Annotated in this window: 14 protein-coding genes; 12 read left to right on the forward strand and 2 right to left on the reverse strand. The window is 63.6% G+C overall.

What is annotated here, in order from left to right:
- Positions 1-29: 29 nt before the first annotated feature.
- Together G410_RS0109575 and G410_RS0109580 are read right to left on the reverse strand one after the other, a co-directional pair.
- A complete protein-coding gene (locus G410_RS0109575) occupies positions 30-890 on the reverse strand; it encodes an anti-sigma factor (protein WP_022673435.1) in 861 nt (286 codons plus the stop codon).
- Complete coding sequence (locus tag G410_RS0109580; protein WP_245559334.1) at positions 865-1,557, reverse strand: sigma-70 family RNA polymerase sigma factor; 693 nt, start codon at positions 1,555-1,557, stop codon at positions 865-867. The genes G410_RS0109575 and G410_RS0109580 overlap by 26 nt, the downstream gene beginning before the upstream one ends.
- 20 nt (positions 1,558-1,577) lie before the next feature.
- Here G410_RS0109580 and G410_RS0109585 point away from each other — a divergent pair, with 20 nt between their 5' ends.
- The 12 genes from G410_RS0109585 (at position 1,578) to G410_RS16285 (ending at position 14,800) form a co-directional block, all read left to right on the forward strand.
- Positions 1,578-3,005, forward strand: a complete 1,428-nt coding sequence (locus tag G410_RS0109585; RefSeq protein WP_022673437.1) for an FAD-binding oxidoreductase — start codon at positions 1,578-1,580, stop codon at positions 3,003-3,005.
- 45 nt (positions 3,006-3,050) lie between these two features.
- Positions 3,051-4,220 carry a non-hydrolyzing UDP-N-acetylglucosamine 2-epimerase gene (wecB, locus tag G410_RS0109590; protein WP_022673438.1) on the forward strand — a complete coding sequence of 390 codons (1,170 nt, stop codon included), beginning with the start codon at positions 3,051-3,053 and terminating at the stop codon, positions 4,218-4,220.
- Between the two features lie 131 nt (positions 4,221-4,351).
- Positions 4,352-4,591, forward strand: coding sequence for a hypothetical protein (locus G410_RS0109595; RefSeq protein ID WP_022673439.1), 240 nt, complete (start codon positions 4,352-4,354; stop codon positions 4,589-4,591).
- A 217-nt stretch (positions 4,592-4,808) separates the two neighbouring features.
- Positions 4,809-6,104 carry a UDP-N-acetyl-D-mannosamine dehydrogenase gene (wecC, locus tag G410_RS0109600; RefSeq protein ID WP_022673440.1) on the forward strand — a complete coding sequence of 432 codons (1,296 nt, stop codon included), beginning with the start codon at positions 4,809-4,811 and terminating at the stop codon, positions 6,102-6,104.
- Positions 6,105-6,135: 31 nt separating this feature from the next.
- Positions 6,136-7,131, forward strand: coding sequence for an NAD-dependent epimerase/dehydratase family protein (locus tag G410_RS0109605; protein WP_022673441.1), 996 nt, complete (start codon positions 6,136-6,138; stop codon positions 7,129-7,131).
- 1 nt (position 7,132) lies between these two features.
- Positions 7,133-8,134, forward strand: coding sequence for a UDP-glucose 4-epimerase GalE (galE, locus tag G410_RS0109610; protein WP_022673442.1), 1,002 nt, complete (start codon positions 7,133-7,135; stop codon positions 8,132-8,134).
- An 81-nt stretch (positions 8,135-8,215) separates the two neighbouring features.
- Positions 8,216-9,007 (forward strand): class I mannose-6-phosphate isomerase, encoded by a 792-nt coding sequence (locus tag G410_RS0109615; RefSeq protein WP_022673443.1) that lies wholly within the window; start codon positions 8,216-8,218, stop codon positions 9,005-9,007.
- Positions 9,004-10,074 (forward strand): mannose-1-phosphate guanylyltransferase/mannose-6-phosphate isomerase, encoded by a 1,071-nt coding sequence (locus tag G410_RS0109620; RefSeq protein WP_022673444.1) that lies wholly within the window; start codon positions 9,004-9,006, stop codon positions 10,072-10,074. Before G410_RS0109615 ends, G410_RS0109620 begins: the two co-directional genes overlap by 4 nt.
- Before the next feature lie 83 nt (positions 10,075-10,157).
- Entirely contained in the window at positions 10,158-11,459 is a 1,302-nt protein-coding gene (locus G410_RS0109625; RefSeq protein WP_022673445.1) for a UDP-glucose dehydrogenase family protein, read from the forward strand.
- An 88-nt stretch (positions 11,460-11,547) separates the two neighbouring features.
- The gene (hslV, locus tag G410_RS0109630; RefSeq protein WP_028971312.1) at positions 11,548-12,105 is read left to right on the forward strand and encodes an ATP-dependent protease subunit HslV; all 558 of its coding nucleotides are present in this window, start codon (positions 11,548-11,550) and stop codon (positions 12,103-12,105) included.
- 267 nt (positions 12,106-12,372) lie between these two features.
- Entirely contained in the window at positions 12,373-13,677 is a 1,305-nt protein-coding gene (gene hslU, locus G410_RS0109635) for an ATP-dependent protease ATPase subunit HslU (RefSeq protein ID WP_022673447.1), read from the forward strand.
- Positions 13,678-13,744: 67 nt separating this feature from the next.
- Positions 13,745-14,800, forward strand: a complete 1,056-nt coding sequence (locus tag G410_RS16285; RefSeq protein ID WP_022673448.1) for a phosphatase domain-containing protein — start codon at positions 13,745-13,747, stop codon at positions 14,798-14,800.
- The last annotated feature ends 3 nt before the right edge of the window (positions 14,801-14,803 follow it).

Genomic DNA, 14,803 nt, shown 5'->3' on the forward strand with positions numbered 1-14,803 from the left:
GTCTCACGCAGTCAGGCGTCAGACACGGGTCAGATCTCTGACACGGTGCCCTTGGCTACGATCGGCGTCGTCGGCGCATCATAGGTCTTGGCGTCCGCCGGTTCGAACGTGACAGCCAGCGTGGCCCCGCTGTCGATCAGATCGATCAACGCCTGCTTCAGGGCGATGCGGTCGACCGTCTGCGTCTGATCCGCGCCGAAGGTGCTGATCGCTTCGGGCGGATTATCGCCTGCGATCACCCAGAGCACGGGCACGGTGCCCGGCGCCTCACGAAGATCGCCGGAGAGCCGGATGCGCAGCACCGGGTCGCCCTGGCGAATGCTGGCCACATATTGCGGGGTGCCCTCATCGCCCGAAAGCTGGGCCACCACCATGCGCGGCGCCACGGCGGGCTGGCCCTGTGGCGCCTGCTGCTCATTTTGCGCGACCGCATTGGGGGCCACCTCATTAGTCTGGGGTGCCCCTGCCCCGCCGCTGAGCGACGGGCCGAGAACCAGAAAAGCGGCCAGCACGGCGGCGGCGGCGCTCGATCCGAGCGCGGCCCAGCGCCAGCCCGGCGCTACGCCCTGCGCATCATTTTCATTGGCAGCGGCTGGCGCGCGAGCGGCAGTGCTGTCTGTGGTGGCGGCGCCGAACCGATCCGTGCGGACGGCATCGATCCGGTTCAGCCGTGCGCGAATGTCGGGATAGAGGTCGCGCGATGGTTCGCGCGGTGCGAATCCGGCAAATAGCGGTGCCAGATGCGCTTCCCACCGACGCACCTGTTCCGCAAAATCGGGGTCCTGTGCCAGCAGTTCGAGCGCGTGCGCGCGCTCGCCATCGTCCAGCAGGCCAAGCACCAGCTCGGCCGCCAAAAGCATGCGTTCATCGCGTTCCATCGGCGCCTTCATCTTCCAAGCACTCCTTTAGCCGCTTCAGACCACGCCTGATCCAGCTTTTCACCGTTCCCAGAGGCTTGTCTTCCCGGCCCGCCAATTCTGCATATGTCAGGCCGAGAAAGAAACTGTCCTCGATTGCCTTACGTTGGTCGCCGGTCAACGTCTCCATGCAGCCGAGAATTTCTCTTCGCAGCTCGAGATGGTCCCAATAATCGTCCTTCAGGCCACGCGCCTGCGCATCCCCATCGTCGCTCGGGTCGAACACGCGGCCGGCCCGTTTTTGCCCACGATGCCAGTCGATTGCGCTGTTTCTGGCGATGGTCGACAGCCAGGCCAGCGCCGATCCACGCGCCGCATCAAAATAGCGCGCCGTCAGCGCAACCTTGATATAGACATCCTGCAGCACGTCTTCTGCGGCGCTGGGATCGTTGCACACCCTGTAACAGATGCCGAACAAGCGGGCGCGGCTGTTTTCATAGATCGAATGCAAGGCGTCGCGGTCCCCACCCGCCAGTCTTCCCAGCGCACGCGCAAGCGCGGCGTTCACTTCAACTTGATCGTCAGCGGCCACTCTATATCCCCTCGCCGGCCGTTCTATCCGAAGCGTCCGTGCTGGCAAGTGCCTACCGTGCGGACAGATGGGCGCGATGGCCCGTCTCCACGCTCGCATCTTGCGCATGGCACGATATAGTCAGCCCCATGATGGACGATGTCAGAGAGAAACTCTCCACACTGCTCGGCCCGCGCGGCTATACCGAGGATGCGGCGGACATGGCTCCCTGGCTGACCGATTGGCGCGGGCGCTATCATGGCCGCGCCATGGCGATGGTGTCGCCCGCATCCACGCAGCAGGTCGTGCAGATCGTGCAGATCTGCGCGGCGCATCGCATCCCCATCGTGCCGCAGGGCGGCAATAGCGGTATGGTTGCCGGCGCCACGCCGGACGACACGGGTAAGGCGGTGCTCCTGTCGCTGCGCCGCATGGACGCGATCGGCATGGACCGGATCGACGAGGGGCTGGCGGTCTGCGAAGCCGGTGTGATCCTGCAGACTTTGCACGAAGCGCTCGCCGCGCGCGGCCGCCGCTTTCCACTGACCCTCGGCGGCAAGGGCTCGGCCACCGTCGGCGGCCTGGTCTCCACCAATGCCGGGGGCACACAGGTGCTTCGCCACGGCACCATGCGCGCGCTGGTCGCCGGGCTGGAAGCGGTGATGGCGGACGGATCGGTCATCGATGGCACTGCTGCGCTGAAGAAGGACAATCGCGGCTATGATCTGCAGCAACTGCTGATCGGGGCGGAAGGCACCCTGGGCATCGTCACGCGCGCGGTGCTGAAGACCGTGCCCGCGCTGATCGATCGCTGCGTCGCTTGGATCGGGCTGGACAGTCCCCATGCGGCCTATCGGTTGCTGCAGTTTCTGCAGGACAAGGCGCCGGATCAGCTGGAAGGCTTCGAAATCATCCCCGACGATACGGCCAGGGCCACGGCCGCGCATCTGCCCGGCGCACGCCTGCCGCTGGCCGGATCGCACCGCTGGCATGTACTGGCCGAATGGGTGCAGGATCGCCCCGGACAGACCGACCCCCGTGCCCTCGCGGAGCAGCTGCTCGCAGACGCGATGGAACAGGGGCTGGCGCAGGACGCCGCGCTGTCGGGCAGCGAAGCGCAGGCGGACGATTTCTGGCGCATCCGCGATTCGATTTCCGAAGCGGAGCGCGCCCTCGGCCCGGCCCTGCAGCATGATGTCAGCGTGCCGGTGGGTGCCATGCCCGATTTCATCGTCGATGCGGCGGCGCAGATCGAACAGGCCTATCCCGGCACCCACGCCATAGCCTTTGGCCATCTGGGAGATGGCAATGTGCATTTCCACGTGCGCGCGCCGCAGGATGTGGACGCCGAAGCCTGGTACGCAGGCGACGGCCGGACGATCGGCCATAAGGTCTATGATATCGTCGATAGCTATGGCGGATCGATTTCCGCCGAACATGGCATCGGCCAGGCCAAGCTGGATGAGCTGGCGCGGCTGACCGATCCGGGAAGGATGAACGCGCTCGGCGCCATCAAGCGCGCGCTCGATCCGCTCGGTATTCTCAATCCGGGCAAGATACTGTCTCTTCATGGTTGATCGCTAGAAGGCAGGTCGAACCGGTTGAAGCAGCGGATAATGGGCATGACGGACATGGAACGGGAAGAACAGGCCGGCGGCCATGTGGCGGTCATCCTCGGCACGCGGCCCGAGGCGATCAAGCTGTTCCCGGTCATCGCCGCCCTGCGCGAGGAGGCCGGCCTGCGCGTGACGGTGATCGCCACCGGCCAGCATCGCGAGATGCTGGACCAGGTGCTGGCCATGGCCGATATCGTGCCCGATCACGATCTGGCCGTCATGCAACCGGGCCAGACCCTGGACGCGCTGACCGCACGGCTGGTCACCGGGATCGGTTCGGTGCTCGATTCGGAAAAGCCCGACCGGGTGGTGGTGCAAGGCGATACCGCCACGGCGATGTGCGGAGCGCTGGCGGCCTATTACCGCCAGATTCCCGTGGCGCATGTCGAGGCGGGGCTGCGCAGCTACAATATCTATCATCCATGGCCCGAGGAAGTGAATCGCAAGATGGTCGGAGCGATCGCCGACATGCATTTCGCGCCGACCGAAACCGCTGCGCAGGCCCTGCGCAACGAAGCGGTCGATCCGGCCAGCATATATGTGACCGGCAACAGCGTGATCGATGCCCTGCATCTGACGCATGCCAGAGTGGCCGCAGAGCCGGACCTGGTGCAGGCGATTCAGCCGGTGCTCGACAGGCACGCCGGCAAGCGAATTATCCTCATCACCACCCACCGGCGTGAGAATTTCGGCGCCGGACTGGACCATATTCTGGATGCCGTGACCGAACTGGCGCAGCTGCCCGATGTGGCGTGCATTCTGCCGATGCACCTCAATCCGAATGTGCGCCCATTCGTGGAGGAGCGGCTTGCCTCGATCGAATCGGTGTCGCTGGTCGAGCCGCTGGATTATCCCAGTTTCACCTGGCTGCTGTGGCACAGCTACCTCGTGCTGACCGATAGCGGCGGCCTGCAAGAAGAGGCCCCGGCCTTCGGCAAGCCGGTGCTGGTCATGCGGGAAACGACCGAGCGGCCGGAAGGTATCGACGCCGGAACAGCCCGGCTGGTCGGAACCGACCGGGCGAAGATCCTTGCCGAGACCCATGCCTTGCTCAAGGATGAGGCGGCGTATCTGGCCGTGGCGCGCGCCTCCAACCCGTTCGGGGACGGGGCCGCCGCCGGCCGTATCCGGACGGTCATCACGGCATCTCTCGCCGGCAAATCTGTTGCCAACTAGTCACGGCGACCTTGTTATCGGGTCGCTCACCTTTCCTTAAGGTCAACTCATCTAAATAGAGGTTGCCGTCACGGGCCAGCCATGGCAATGCGAAGTCTGGTCCATAAAGTTGAAGTACAGGAGCTTATTACATGCGTTTCGCAAAAATTCTTTCGGCAGCGGCGATCGTTTCGCTCGCCGGTACGCCTGCCCTCGCGCAGGCTGCCAATGTTTCGACCGCTTCGGTGCAGCGCACCGCAGCCCTTCAGGGTGATGACAGCGAACTCGCTGGCGGCCCCGGCATCATCATCGCGATCCTGGCTGCTGCAGCCGTGATCGGTGGCATCATCATCGCCGCTGACAGCGATGACGACAGCCCAGTTAGCCCCTGAGCTACTGCGAAAATCCAAGGAAAAGGGCGGTTTCAGACCGCCCTTTTTTTTGCCCGGTTTCCGGTTACTCGAACAGATCGGCCGCGTCCCTGCGGCCTTGCGATGTCGCCGAAATCACGGCAGCCTCTGACGGCATCTTTGTGGTTTCTTTACACGCATCGGCGATACATCTTGCGATCGATGCCGGGTAATTGACCCGCATTTCATGGGAGCGCGCATGCAAGCGGACAACAAACCGGCCGTCGCCGTCATCGGCCTTGGCTATATCGGATTGCCTACGGCGGCCGTCATCGCGCGGTCCGGCAGCCATGTGGTCGGCGTGGACGTCGAATCGGCGGTCGTGGATACGATCAACGAAGGGCGTATCCACATCGAGGAGATCGATCTGGAAGGGCTGGTCCAGGGCGTGGTGTCCCGCGGGCTCCTGCGCGCATCGATGGATGTGCCACAGGCGGATGTCTTCGTGATCGCCGTACCCACCCCGTTCGACGACGAGCATGCGCCCGACATCCGCTTCGTGCTCGATGCCGCGCGCGCCGTCGCGCCAAGGCTGAAGTCGGGCGATTGCATCATTCTGGAATCCACCTCGCCAGTCGGCACGACGGAAAAGCTACGCGATCTGATTGCGAAGGAGCGTCCGGATCTGATCTTGCCGGGGCTGCAGGACGGCCCCGCCGATATTGCCATTGCCTATTGTCCCGAGCGCGTGCTGCCCGGTCGCATCCTCGAGGAACTGACCAATAATGACCGGGTGATCGGCGGCATTACGCCGCGCTGCGCCCGCAAGGCGCTGAGCTTCTATCGTCGGTTCGTGCGCGGAGAATGCATCACCAGCAGCGCCCGCGCCGCGGAGATGACCAAGCTCACGGAGAATGCCTATCGCGACGTGAACATCGCCTTCGCCAATGAACTGTCGATCATCAGCGACCGTCTCGGGCTCGATGTCTGGGAAGTGATCCGGCTTGCGAACCGTCATCCGCGCGTAAACATATTGTCGCCGGGTCCGGGCGTCGGCGGCCATTGCATTGCCGTGGATCCGTGGTTCATCGTTCATAGCGCACCCGACGAAACGCCGCTGATCCGCGCCGCGCGGTCGGTGAATGACGGCAAGATCGGCCATGTCATCGAACGCGCCGAAGGGCTGATCGCCAAGACCAGCGGACCGGTGGCTTGCCTTGGGCTGGCCTTCAAGGCGAATATCGACGATTTCCGTGAAAGCCCCGCGCTCAAGATTGCCGCCGCCCTCGCCCAGCGGCACGGAGACCGCATCCATGTGGTCGAGCCCTATGCCAATGCCCTGCCCGCGGCATTTGACGGAACGAATGCCCGGCTGATAGATCTCGACTCGGCGATCGACGCATGCGAGACATTCATCGTGCTGGTCGATCACGATCTGTTCAAGTCGATCCCGCTGGATGAGCGGGCCGACAAAATTGTTTATGACACTAGGGGCATATGGCCGGATCAGCCTGCACAACCGGACAAGCCACACCGCCTGCGGCTCGCCAGCTGATCGGCCGACCGCGCCGACGAAGGACCCTATCGTGAAGATTCTCGTGACCGGAGCGGCAGGTTTCATCGGCGCCCATGTCGCCCATCGGCTGCTATCGTCCGGTCGATCGGTGATCGGGATCGACGCGCTCAACGACTATTACGATCCTCAGCTGAAACGGGATCGCCTGGCCTGGCTGCATGCCGTTGGCGGCGATTTTACGTTTCACCATCTGGATTTCGCGGACGATGAGGCGCTGGAGAGTGCGCTCGATGGGCAGGATATCCGCGCGATCGTGCATCTGGGTGCGCAGGCGGGCGTGCGCTATTCGATCGATCATCCGCGCGCCTATATGCGCGCCAATCTTGCCGGGCATCTCAACATTCTGGAACTGGCGCGCGCGCGGCAGGTCGAGCATCTGGTCTATGCCAGCTCTTCATCGGTCTATGGTGCCCGCCCCAAGCAGCCCTCTGCGGTCGATGACCGTGTCGATCACCCGATTTCGCTCTATGCCGCCACCAAGAAGGCGGACGAATTGATGAGCGAAACCTATGCGCATCTGTACCGCATTCCGCAAACCGGGCTGCGCTTCTTCACGGTCTATGGCCCTTGGGGCCGACCCGACATGGCGATCTGGAAGTTCACGGCGGCGATCCTGTCCGGCCGCCCGATCGAACTTTACAATCACGGCGATATGCGCCGCGACTTCACCTATATCGATGACGTGGCGCAAAGCGTGATCGATATTCTCGCTCGCCCACCGTCCGACGATGGGCGCGGCAAGCCGGGGGGCAGCATCGCACCGCACGCCATTTACAATATCGGCAACAACCGGCCGGAGCAGCTGGCGACCATGGTCTCCCTGATCGAACAGGCCTGCGGGTGCACGGCCGAGAAGATTCTGCTGCCCATGCAGCCGGGCGATGTTCCCGCGACCTTTGCCGATATCGATGCCACGGCGCGCGATTTCGGCTATGCACCAACCACACCCATCGCCGAAGGCATTCCGGCCTTCGTGCAATGGTATCGCGACTATAAGGGGCTGTAGGATGAGCAAGGCGTTTTCCGTGCTGGTGACAGGCGGCGCAGGCTATATCGGCAGCCATAGCGTGCTGGCGCTGCTGGACGCTGGCTGGGACGTGGTCGTGCTGGACAATCTTGTGACCGGATTTTCCTGGGCCATCGATGACCGCGCGTCGTTCGTGGAAGGGTCCGTCGAGGACATGGCGCTGACCGCGCGGATTATCGCGGATCACAATATCGGCGCGATCCTGCATTTTGCAGGCTCCGTCGTGGTGCCGGAATCGGTAACGGATCCGCTCAAATATTATCGCAACAACACCGCCGCGAGCCGGGCCCTGATCGAAAGCGCGGTGGTCGGCGGGGTCAGACATTTCATCTTCTCCTCCACCGCGGCGACTTATGGAGAGCCGGAAGCCATTCCCGTCCAGGAAAGCGCGCCGACCGTTCCGATCAACCCCTATGGCCGGTCCAAACTGATGACCGAGCAGATGCTGCAGGATATTTCCGCCGCCCACCCGATGAACCATGCGGCCCTGCGCTATTTCAACGTCGCCGGAGCAGACCCGGAGGGGCGGTCGGGGCAATCGACCGACGGGGCCACGCACCTGATAAAAGTGGCCGTCGAGGCGGCCACCGGGAAGCGCGATCATGTCGCCATTTTCGGCACCGATTTCGACACGGCGGACGGAACCGGCGTGCGCGATTATATCCATGTGTCGGACCTGGCCGCGGCCCATGTGGCGGCGCTGGACAAGCTGGTGGAAGACCCGGCCCGCTCCTACATCCTCAATTGCGGCTATGGCCGCGGCTTTTCGGTCAGCGAGGTTCTGGACGCGGTGGACCGTATCACCAATGCCCCGATCGAGCGGCGGATCGAAGGCCGGCGCGCGGGCGATCCGGCCGCCCTGGTGGCCGACAACAGCGCCATTCTGGACACGCTCCGCTGGACTCCGCAACGCGACGATATCGACCTCATCGTCGCCGACGCCATGGCCTGGGAACGCAAGCTGGCCGAGAAAAGGACCTAAGGCTGGCCGTCTCTTGGCAGGAATGGACTTAGGCTGCCTTCAGACGTTATGGGGGTGTTCCTTCGAAAATCGGATCTCATAATGAAATTGCGACGGCATTATGTCGAAAAACCGTGGGGCCAGAGGCCATTGCCGGACGCCTTTGACGATGGCAGCGGACGGCAGATCGGCGAGATCTGGTTCGATGACGATGGCACAACCCTTCCGCTGCTGGTCAAATATCTCTTCACCAGCGAAAAGCTCTCGATCCAGGTCCATCCGAGCGACGAGCAGGCACCAGCTCTGGGCGCGCCCGGCGGCAAGGAAGAATGCTGGTATGTCATCGCCGCCGAGCCTGGCGCCACGATCGGCGTTGGCACGCATGCGGTCATCCCGCCCGAGGCGTTGCGCGCGGCCGCGCTGTCTGGCGAGATCGAGCAGATGATGGACTGGAAGCCGGTGCAGGCCGGCGATTTCTTCTATCTCAAGGCCGGGACGGTTCACGCGATCGGGGCCGGCATATCGCTGATCGAGGTACAGCAGAACACGGACATCACCTATCGGCTCTATGACTATGGCCGCCCCCGGGAACTGCATCTGGAGGAGAGCGTGAAGGTTGCCGATGCCAGGCCCTTCCCTGCCGATCAGCACAGCCATATCGATCGGGCGACCGACCAGCGGCTGGTGCGCGGGCCGAAATTCGTTCTGCAACTGTGCGGCGCCGGCCTCGATGATGTGTCCGATCGCGCGCCGCTATGGGTGGTGCCGCTCCAAGGGTCGGTGCGCATCGGCAAGGATGCCGGTGGCTTCGGCGATTGCTTTTACACCGAGAACCTGCACGACATCCACGCATCGCCCGACGCGCGCATGCTGGTTGCCTGGGAAAGCGCATGATCATTCATCCCGTGATTTTGTCCGGCGGTTCCGGCACGCGCCTGTGGCCCCTTTCGACTGACGAGCGACCGAAGCAATTTCTGGCGCTTACCGGCGACAAGACCATGTTCCAGCTGACGGCAGAGCGTTGCCGTGACGCGGCACGCTTTGCCGCACCGATCATTGTCGGCAATGGCCGCCATGCCGATATGATCGAAGAGCAACTGGCCGATCTTGGACTGCAGCCTGCGGCGATCATCCTGGAGCCTTACGCCCGCAACACCGCCCCGGCCATTGCCCTGGCGGCCCTGGAAGCGGGCGGCGGCGATGCACTGCTGCTGGTGATGCCGAGCGACCATGTGATCGCCGACTCCGCCGAATTTCTTACCGCCGTGTCGCAGGCCGTGCCGGTCGCGCGCGATGGGTGGATGGTGACGTTCGGCATCCGTCCCAAAGGGCCGGAAACCGGCTATGGCTATATCCAGATGAACGATATCCCGCTGGGCGATAGCGGCCTGGCGGCAGCGCTCAAATTCGTGGAAAAGCCCGAGCTGGCCCGTGCGCAGGACATGCTGGCGCAAGGCGGTTTCGTCTGGAATGCCGGCATCTTCCTGATGCGCGCCGACTATTATCTCGCGGCCCTGGGAAAGTTCGAACCGGACATCGCCGCCGCCGCGCGGCAGGCCCATGCGCATGGCAAGAGCGATGGCGTCCGCCGCGCGCCCGATGCGCAGGCCTTTGCCGCCTCGCCTTCCGTGTCGGTCGACTATGCCGTGATGGAGCGCGCGGACAATGTCGCCGTCATCTCGCTAGATTGTGGCTGGTCCGATATCGGCAGCTGGGATGCGCTGGCCGAGACCAGCCTGGCCGATCCCGATGGATCGGTGCTGCATGGCGAGGTTCTGTCCAATCAAAGCAAAAATGTGATGGTCCGCACCGAGGGCATGCGCGTGCATCTGCACGGGGTGGACAATCTCATCGTGATCGTCAGCGGCGGCGAGGTGGTGATCATGAAACGCGGGTCCAGCCAGGATATGCGCGCCGTGGTCGATGCCGCCCGTGCGCATGACGCGGCCCGCACGGATTAGTTGATTTGAAAGCCCGTTTCCCTATGGGCATTGGGCAGTGCCGCAACTGGAGCGGCTGATCCGCGGTAGAAAAGGGACAGGTAATGAAGATCGTCATGATCGGATCGGGCTATGTGGGCCTGGTATCGGGGGCGTGTTTTGCCGATTTTGGCCATGACGTCGTCTGCGTGGACAAGGACGCGGCCAAGATCGACGCGCTCAAGGCCAACATCATGCCAATCTTCGAGCCCGGCCTGGATACGCTGGTCCGCAACAATGTCGCGCGCGGGGTGCTCAGCTTCACCACCGATCTGAACGAGGCGGTGTCGGGCGCCGATGCGATCTTCATCGCCGTCGGCACGCCGTCGCGGCGCGGCGATGGGCATGCCGATCTGAGCTATGTCTATGCCGCCGCCCAGGAAATTGCTGAGGCCGCCGACGATCATACGGTCATCGTCACCAAGTCCACCGTGCCCGTGGGCACCGGGGACGAGGTGGAGCGCATCTGCCGGGAGACCGCGCCGGCCAAGACGCTGGCCGTCGTGTCGAACCCGGAGTTCCTGCGCGAAGGCGCGGCCATCGATGATTTCAAGCGGCCCGATCGGATCGTGGTCGGCAGCGAGGATGAATGGGCGCAGGATGTCCTGCGCGAAATCTACCGGCCTCTCTATCTCAATGAATCGCCGATATTGTTCACCAGCCGCCGCACGTCGGAACTGATCAAATATGCCGCCAATGCGTTTCTCGCGACCAAGATCACCTTCATCAACGAAATGGCCGATCTGTGCGAAAAGGTGGGCGGCAATGTGCAGGACGTCGCGCGCGGCATCGGTCTGGACAAGCGGATCGGCCCCAAATTCCTGAACGCCGGCCCCGGCTATGGCGGCAGCTGCTTCCCCAAGGATACGCTGGCGCTGCTCAAGACCGCGCAGGACCATGAAAGCCCGGTCCGAATCGTCGAGGCGGTGGTGAACGCCAATGATCTGCGCAAGCGCGCCATGGGCCGCAAGGTGATCGGCGCGCTGGGCGGCGATGCGCGCGGCAAGAAGGTCGCCATACTGGGCCTGACGTTCAAGCCCAATACGGACGACATGCGCGATGCCCCGTCGATTGCGGTGGTGCAGGCGCTGACCGATGCCGGGGCCACCGTGTCCGCCTATGATCCCGAAGGCATGGAGGAGGCGGCGAAGCTGTTGCCGGACGTGCTGATGGCCGATGGCCCCTATGCCGCAGCCGAAGGCGCCCATGCGCTGGTGATGATGACCGAGTGGGATGCGTTCCGCGCGCTCGATCTGACCAAGATGGCCGATATCATGGCCGGCAAGGCCCTGATCGATCTGCGCAATGTCTATCAGCCGGACGATGTGGCCAAGGCCGGATTCGACTATACCAGCATCGGGCGGTAACCGCCCCGCCCCATCCCCAGGGCCGGAGAAGCGCCGCCTGCAGGACCGCAGCCTTGTCTCCCCCGCCCCCGCCCCCCATATGCCGCCCATGACGGAAAAACTTCCCAGCTGGCACGGCACCACCATCCTGTCCGTGCGCAAAAACGGCAAGGTGGTGGTGATCGGCGACGGTCAGGTCTCGCTCGGCCAGACGGTGATCAAGGCCAATGCCCGCAAGGTGCGTACGCTACACGATGGCAGCGTGATCGGCGGCTTTGCCGGGGCCACGGCGGATGCCTTTACGCTGTTCGAACGGCTGGAGGCCAAGCTGGAGCGCCATAACGGCCAGCTGATGCGCGCCGCGGTCGAACTGGCCAAGGACTGGCGCACCGACAAATATCTGCGCAATCTGGAAGCCATGATGGTGGTGGCGGACAAGGATGTAACGCTGATCCTTACCGGCAATGGCGATGTGCTGGAGCCCAATGACGGCATCGCAGCCATCGGATCGGGTGGCAATTTCGCGCTGTCTGCCGCGCTGGCGCTGGTCGATTATGAAAATGACGCCGAGCTGTTGGCCAAGAAGGCCATGAAGATTGCCGCTGGCGTGTGCGTTTACACCAACGAAAATGTGACCATGGAAACGCTGGAGGCGGCCAGCGACTGAGGCGTCGGTCTGACGTTTTTAGACGCATTGGCCCGTCTGGACGGAGGTCCCGCAGAGATGCCTTTAACGCCGCCGTCCAGGGCAGCATCAATGGCCCATCGGCCCTGTCCTACATGAACCAATTGGGTTATCTATTGCACCATGCCCGCACGCCGCTTCATCCCGCAACCTGCCGCTCCAAATTCCTTTTTTCGCCCTCTGCATGTTTCGCGCTCTGGACAGTGTGACCTGTGTGAACCTGGCCTCCTCTGAACAATGGGAACGCTCATGACCGACGCCCTTACCCCCAAAGCCATCGTTGCCGCGCTGGACGAGCATATCGTCGGCCAGAAGGAGGCAAAGCGTGCCGTCGCCGTAGCGTTGCGCAACCGCTGGCGCCGCCAGCGCCTGCCCGATACGCTGCGCGACGAAGTCACGCCCAAGAACATCCTGATGATCGGCCCCACCGGCTGCGGCAAGACCGAGATCAGCCGCCGCCTGGCCAAGCTGGCCGATGCGCCGTTCATCAAGATCGAGGCGACCAAGTTCACCGAAGTCGGCTATGTCGGCCGCGATGTGGAGCAGATCGCGCGCGATCTGGTCGAAGAAGCGGTGCGGCTAGAGCGCGAGCGGCGGCGCGAGGCGGTGCGCGAAGACGCCAGCAAGGCGGCGATGGAGCGGCTGCTCGATACGCTCACCGGCAAGGGCGCGAGCGAGGCGACACGCGAAAGCTTCCGCCAGCGCATCACCGACAATCACATGAACGATACCGAGATCGAGATCGAGCTGCAGGACAGCCCAGCGGCGCCGATGGAGCTGCCCGGCATGGGCGGCCAGATGGGCATGATCGATCTCAGCGATATGATGGGCAAGGCATTCGGGCAGAAGAAGTTGAAAAAGCGCAAGCTGCGCGTGGCCGATGCCTGGGACAAGCTCGTCGAGGAAGAGAGCGACAAGCGGCTCGACCAAGACGATGTCGCGCGCGCCGCTATCCAGGATGCCGAGCAGAATGGCATCGTGTTCCTGGACGAGATCGACAAGATCGCCGTGAACGAGGGGCGTCAGGGTGCATCCGTCAGCCGCGAAGGCGTGCAGCGCGATCTGCTGCCGCTGATCGAAGGCACCACCGTGGCCACGAAATATGGCCCCATGAAAACGGACCATGTGCTGTTCATCGCCAGCGGTGCGTTCCACGTGTCCAAGCCCAGCGACATGCTCCCCGAATTGCAGGGCCGCCTGCCGATCAGGGTGGAACTGCGCGCGCTGACCGAAGAGGATTTCGTGCGGATCCTGACCGAAACCAAGGCCAATCTGCCGACCCAATATGTCGCGCTGCTCGGCACCGAAGAGGTCACGCTGGATTTCCATGACGACGCGATCGCGGCGGTCGCGAAATTCGCCGCGCAGGTGAACGAGAGCGTGGAGAATATCGGCGCACGGCGGCTGCAGACGATGATGGAAAAGCTGCTCGATGACATCAGCTTCGAGGCGGAGGATCGCAAGGGCGACACCATCACCATAGACGCCGCCTATGTCGAACAGCAGCTGGCCGAGATCGCCAAGGACACCGATCTGAGCAAATATGTGCTGTAGCAAGCCTGGTTGAGGGCAGGCATCGGCGGCGCTTGAAAAGGGTTGCCGCCTATGTCAGCCGCTATCGATGCCTCTTCGACTTTTCGCCCGCAAGCGCCCCATCGCGATCGCTGCCTATCATGGCTTTCGCAATGAGCGGCATGTGGAACTGACCACCCGTATCCTGCGGCGCCCGCCCGAACCCAGGGCGGCCCCCTCCAAGGCGGCGCCGTCCAAGGCGGCCAAGTTTCTCTATCTGCTGCGCCTCTATGCCAGCCATGAGGTGAGCGGCGTGCGCGTGCGGCTGCGCTATGGCGATCTGGTGGCCGAAACCGTCAGCGATGATGAAGGCTTTGCGCGTTTCACGCTGCAACTGTCCGCCCCGCGCGCGATGCCGCTGCATACCGCATGGGAGCATGCAATGCTGGACCTGCCCGATCTGGCGGATGCCGAACCGGTGGAGGCCGCCATTCTTGCCCCCGGTACGGACCATCGTATCGCAGTGATATCGGACATAGACGATACGGTGATCGAAACCGGCGCGCATCGCTTCACCCGCAACTGGCGGCGGCTGATCCTGCAGATGCCGGAAGATCGCAAGGCGGTGGACGGGGCGAGCGATTTCTACAGCCGGCTCGGCGGTGTGCAGCCCGAACGCTCGGCGCGGCGGGCCTTCTTCTATGTCTCGTCCAGCCCATGGAATCTCTACGGGTTCCTGACGCGTTTCATGCATCTGCAGGGGCTGCCCGCCGGGCCGATGCTGCTGCGGGACTGGAGCCTCAATCTGCGCACGCTGGGGGGCAAGAGCCATGGCGCCCACAAGCGCGCCTCCATCACGCGCATCCTGGGTTTCTACCCGGATCTGCGCTTCATCCTGATCGGCGATGACACGCAGGGCGACGCGGAGGCCTATGCCGATGCCGTCACCAACTTCCCGGGCCGGGTGGAGGCGGTATTGATCCGTACCACCTCACCCAGCGCGCTGACGGCTGGCAAGCGGGCAGCGATCGGCCGGATCCGCGACAGCGGCGTGGCGGTCTGGGTCGGCTCGGCATTCGATGCCGGTCAGAAGATGCTGGCCAAGCTGCACATGGATCGGGACGGCGATGCCGCCCATGTGGTGGCCGCGAATGCGGACGACTGACCA

The sequence above is a fragment of the Novosphingopyxis baekryungensis DSM 16222 genome, assembly GCF_000420305.1.
In the GTDB taxonomy this organism is placed as follows: domain Bacteria; phylum Pseudomonadota; class Alphaproteobacteria; order Sphingomonadales; family Sphingomonadaceae; genus Novosphingopyxis; species Novosphingopyxis baekryungensis.

Coding starts and splice junctions, on each gene's coding strand:
- wecC (WP_022673440.1), top strand. CDS start 4,809: ATGCAAGCGGACAACAAACCGGCCGTCGCCGTCATCGGCCTTGGCTAT.
- hslV (WP_028971312.1), top strand. CDS start 11,548: ATGACGGAAAAACTTCCCAGCTGGCACGGCACCACCATCCTGTCCGTG.
- G410_RS0109620 (WP_022673444.1), top strand. CDS start 9,004: ATGATCATTCATCCCGTGATTTTGTCCGGCGGTTCCGGCACGCGCCTG.
- G410_RS16285 (WP_022673448.1), top strand. CDS start 13,745: ATGCCTCTTCGACTTTTCGCCCGCAAGCGCCCCATCGCGATCGCTGCC.
- galE (WP_022673442.1), top strand. CDS start 7,133: ATGAGCAAGGCGTTTTCCGTGCTGGTGACAGGCGGCGCAGGCTATATC.
- G410_RS0109615 (WP_022673443.1), top strand. CDS start 8,216: ATGAAATTGCGACGGCATTATGTCGAAAAACCGTGGGGCCAGAGGCCA.
- G410_RS0109595 (WP_022673439.1), top strand. CDS start 4,352: ATGCGTTTCGCAAAAATTCTTTCGGCAGCGGCGATCGTTTCGCTCGCC.
- G410_RS0109585 (WP_022673437.1), top strand. CDS start 1,578: ATGATGGACGATGTCAGAGAGAAACTCTCCACACTGCTCGGCCCGCGC.
- G410_RS0109625 (WP_022673445.1), top strand. CDS start 10,158: ATGAAGATCGTCATGATCGGATCGGGCTATGTGGGCCTGGTATCGGGG.
- G410_RS0109580 (WP_245559334.1), bottom strand. CDS start 1,557: ATGCGCAAGATGCGAGCGTGGAGACGGGCCATCGCGCCCATCTGTCCG.
- G410_RS0109575 (WP_022673435.1), bottom strand. CDS start 890: ATGAAGGCGCCGATGGAACGCGATGAACGCATGCTTTTGGCGGCCGAG.
- hslU (WP_022673447.1), top strand. CDS start 12,373: ATGACCGACGCCCTTACCCCCAAAGCCATCGTTGCCGCGCTGGACGAG.
- wecB (WP_022673438.1), top strand. CDS start 3,051: ATGACGGACATGGAACGGGAAGAACAGGCCGGCGGCCATGTGGCGGTC.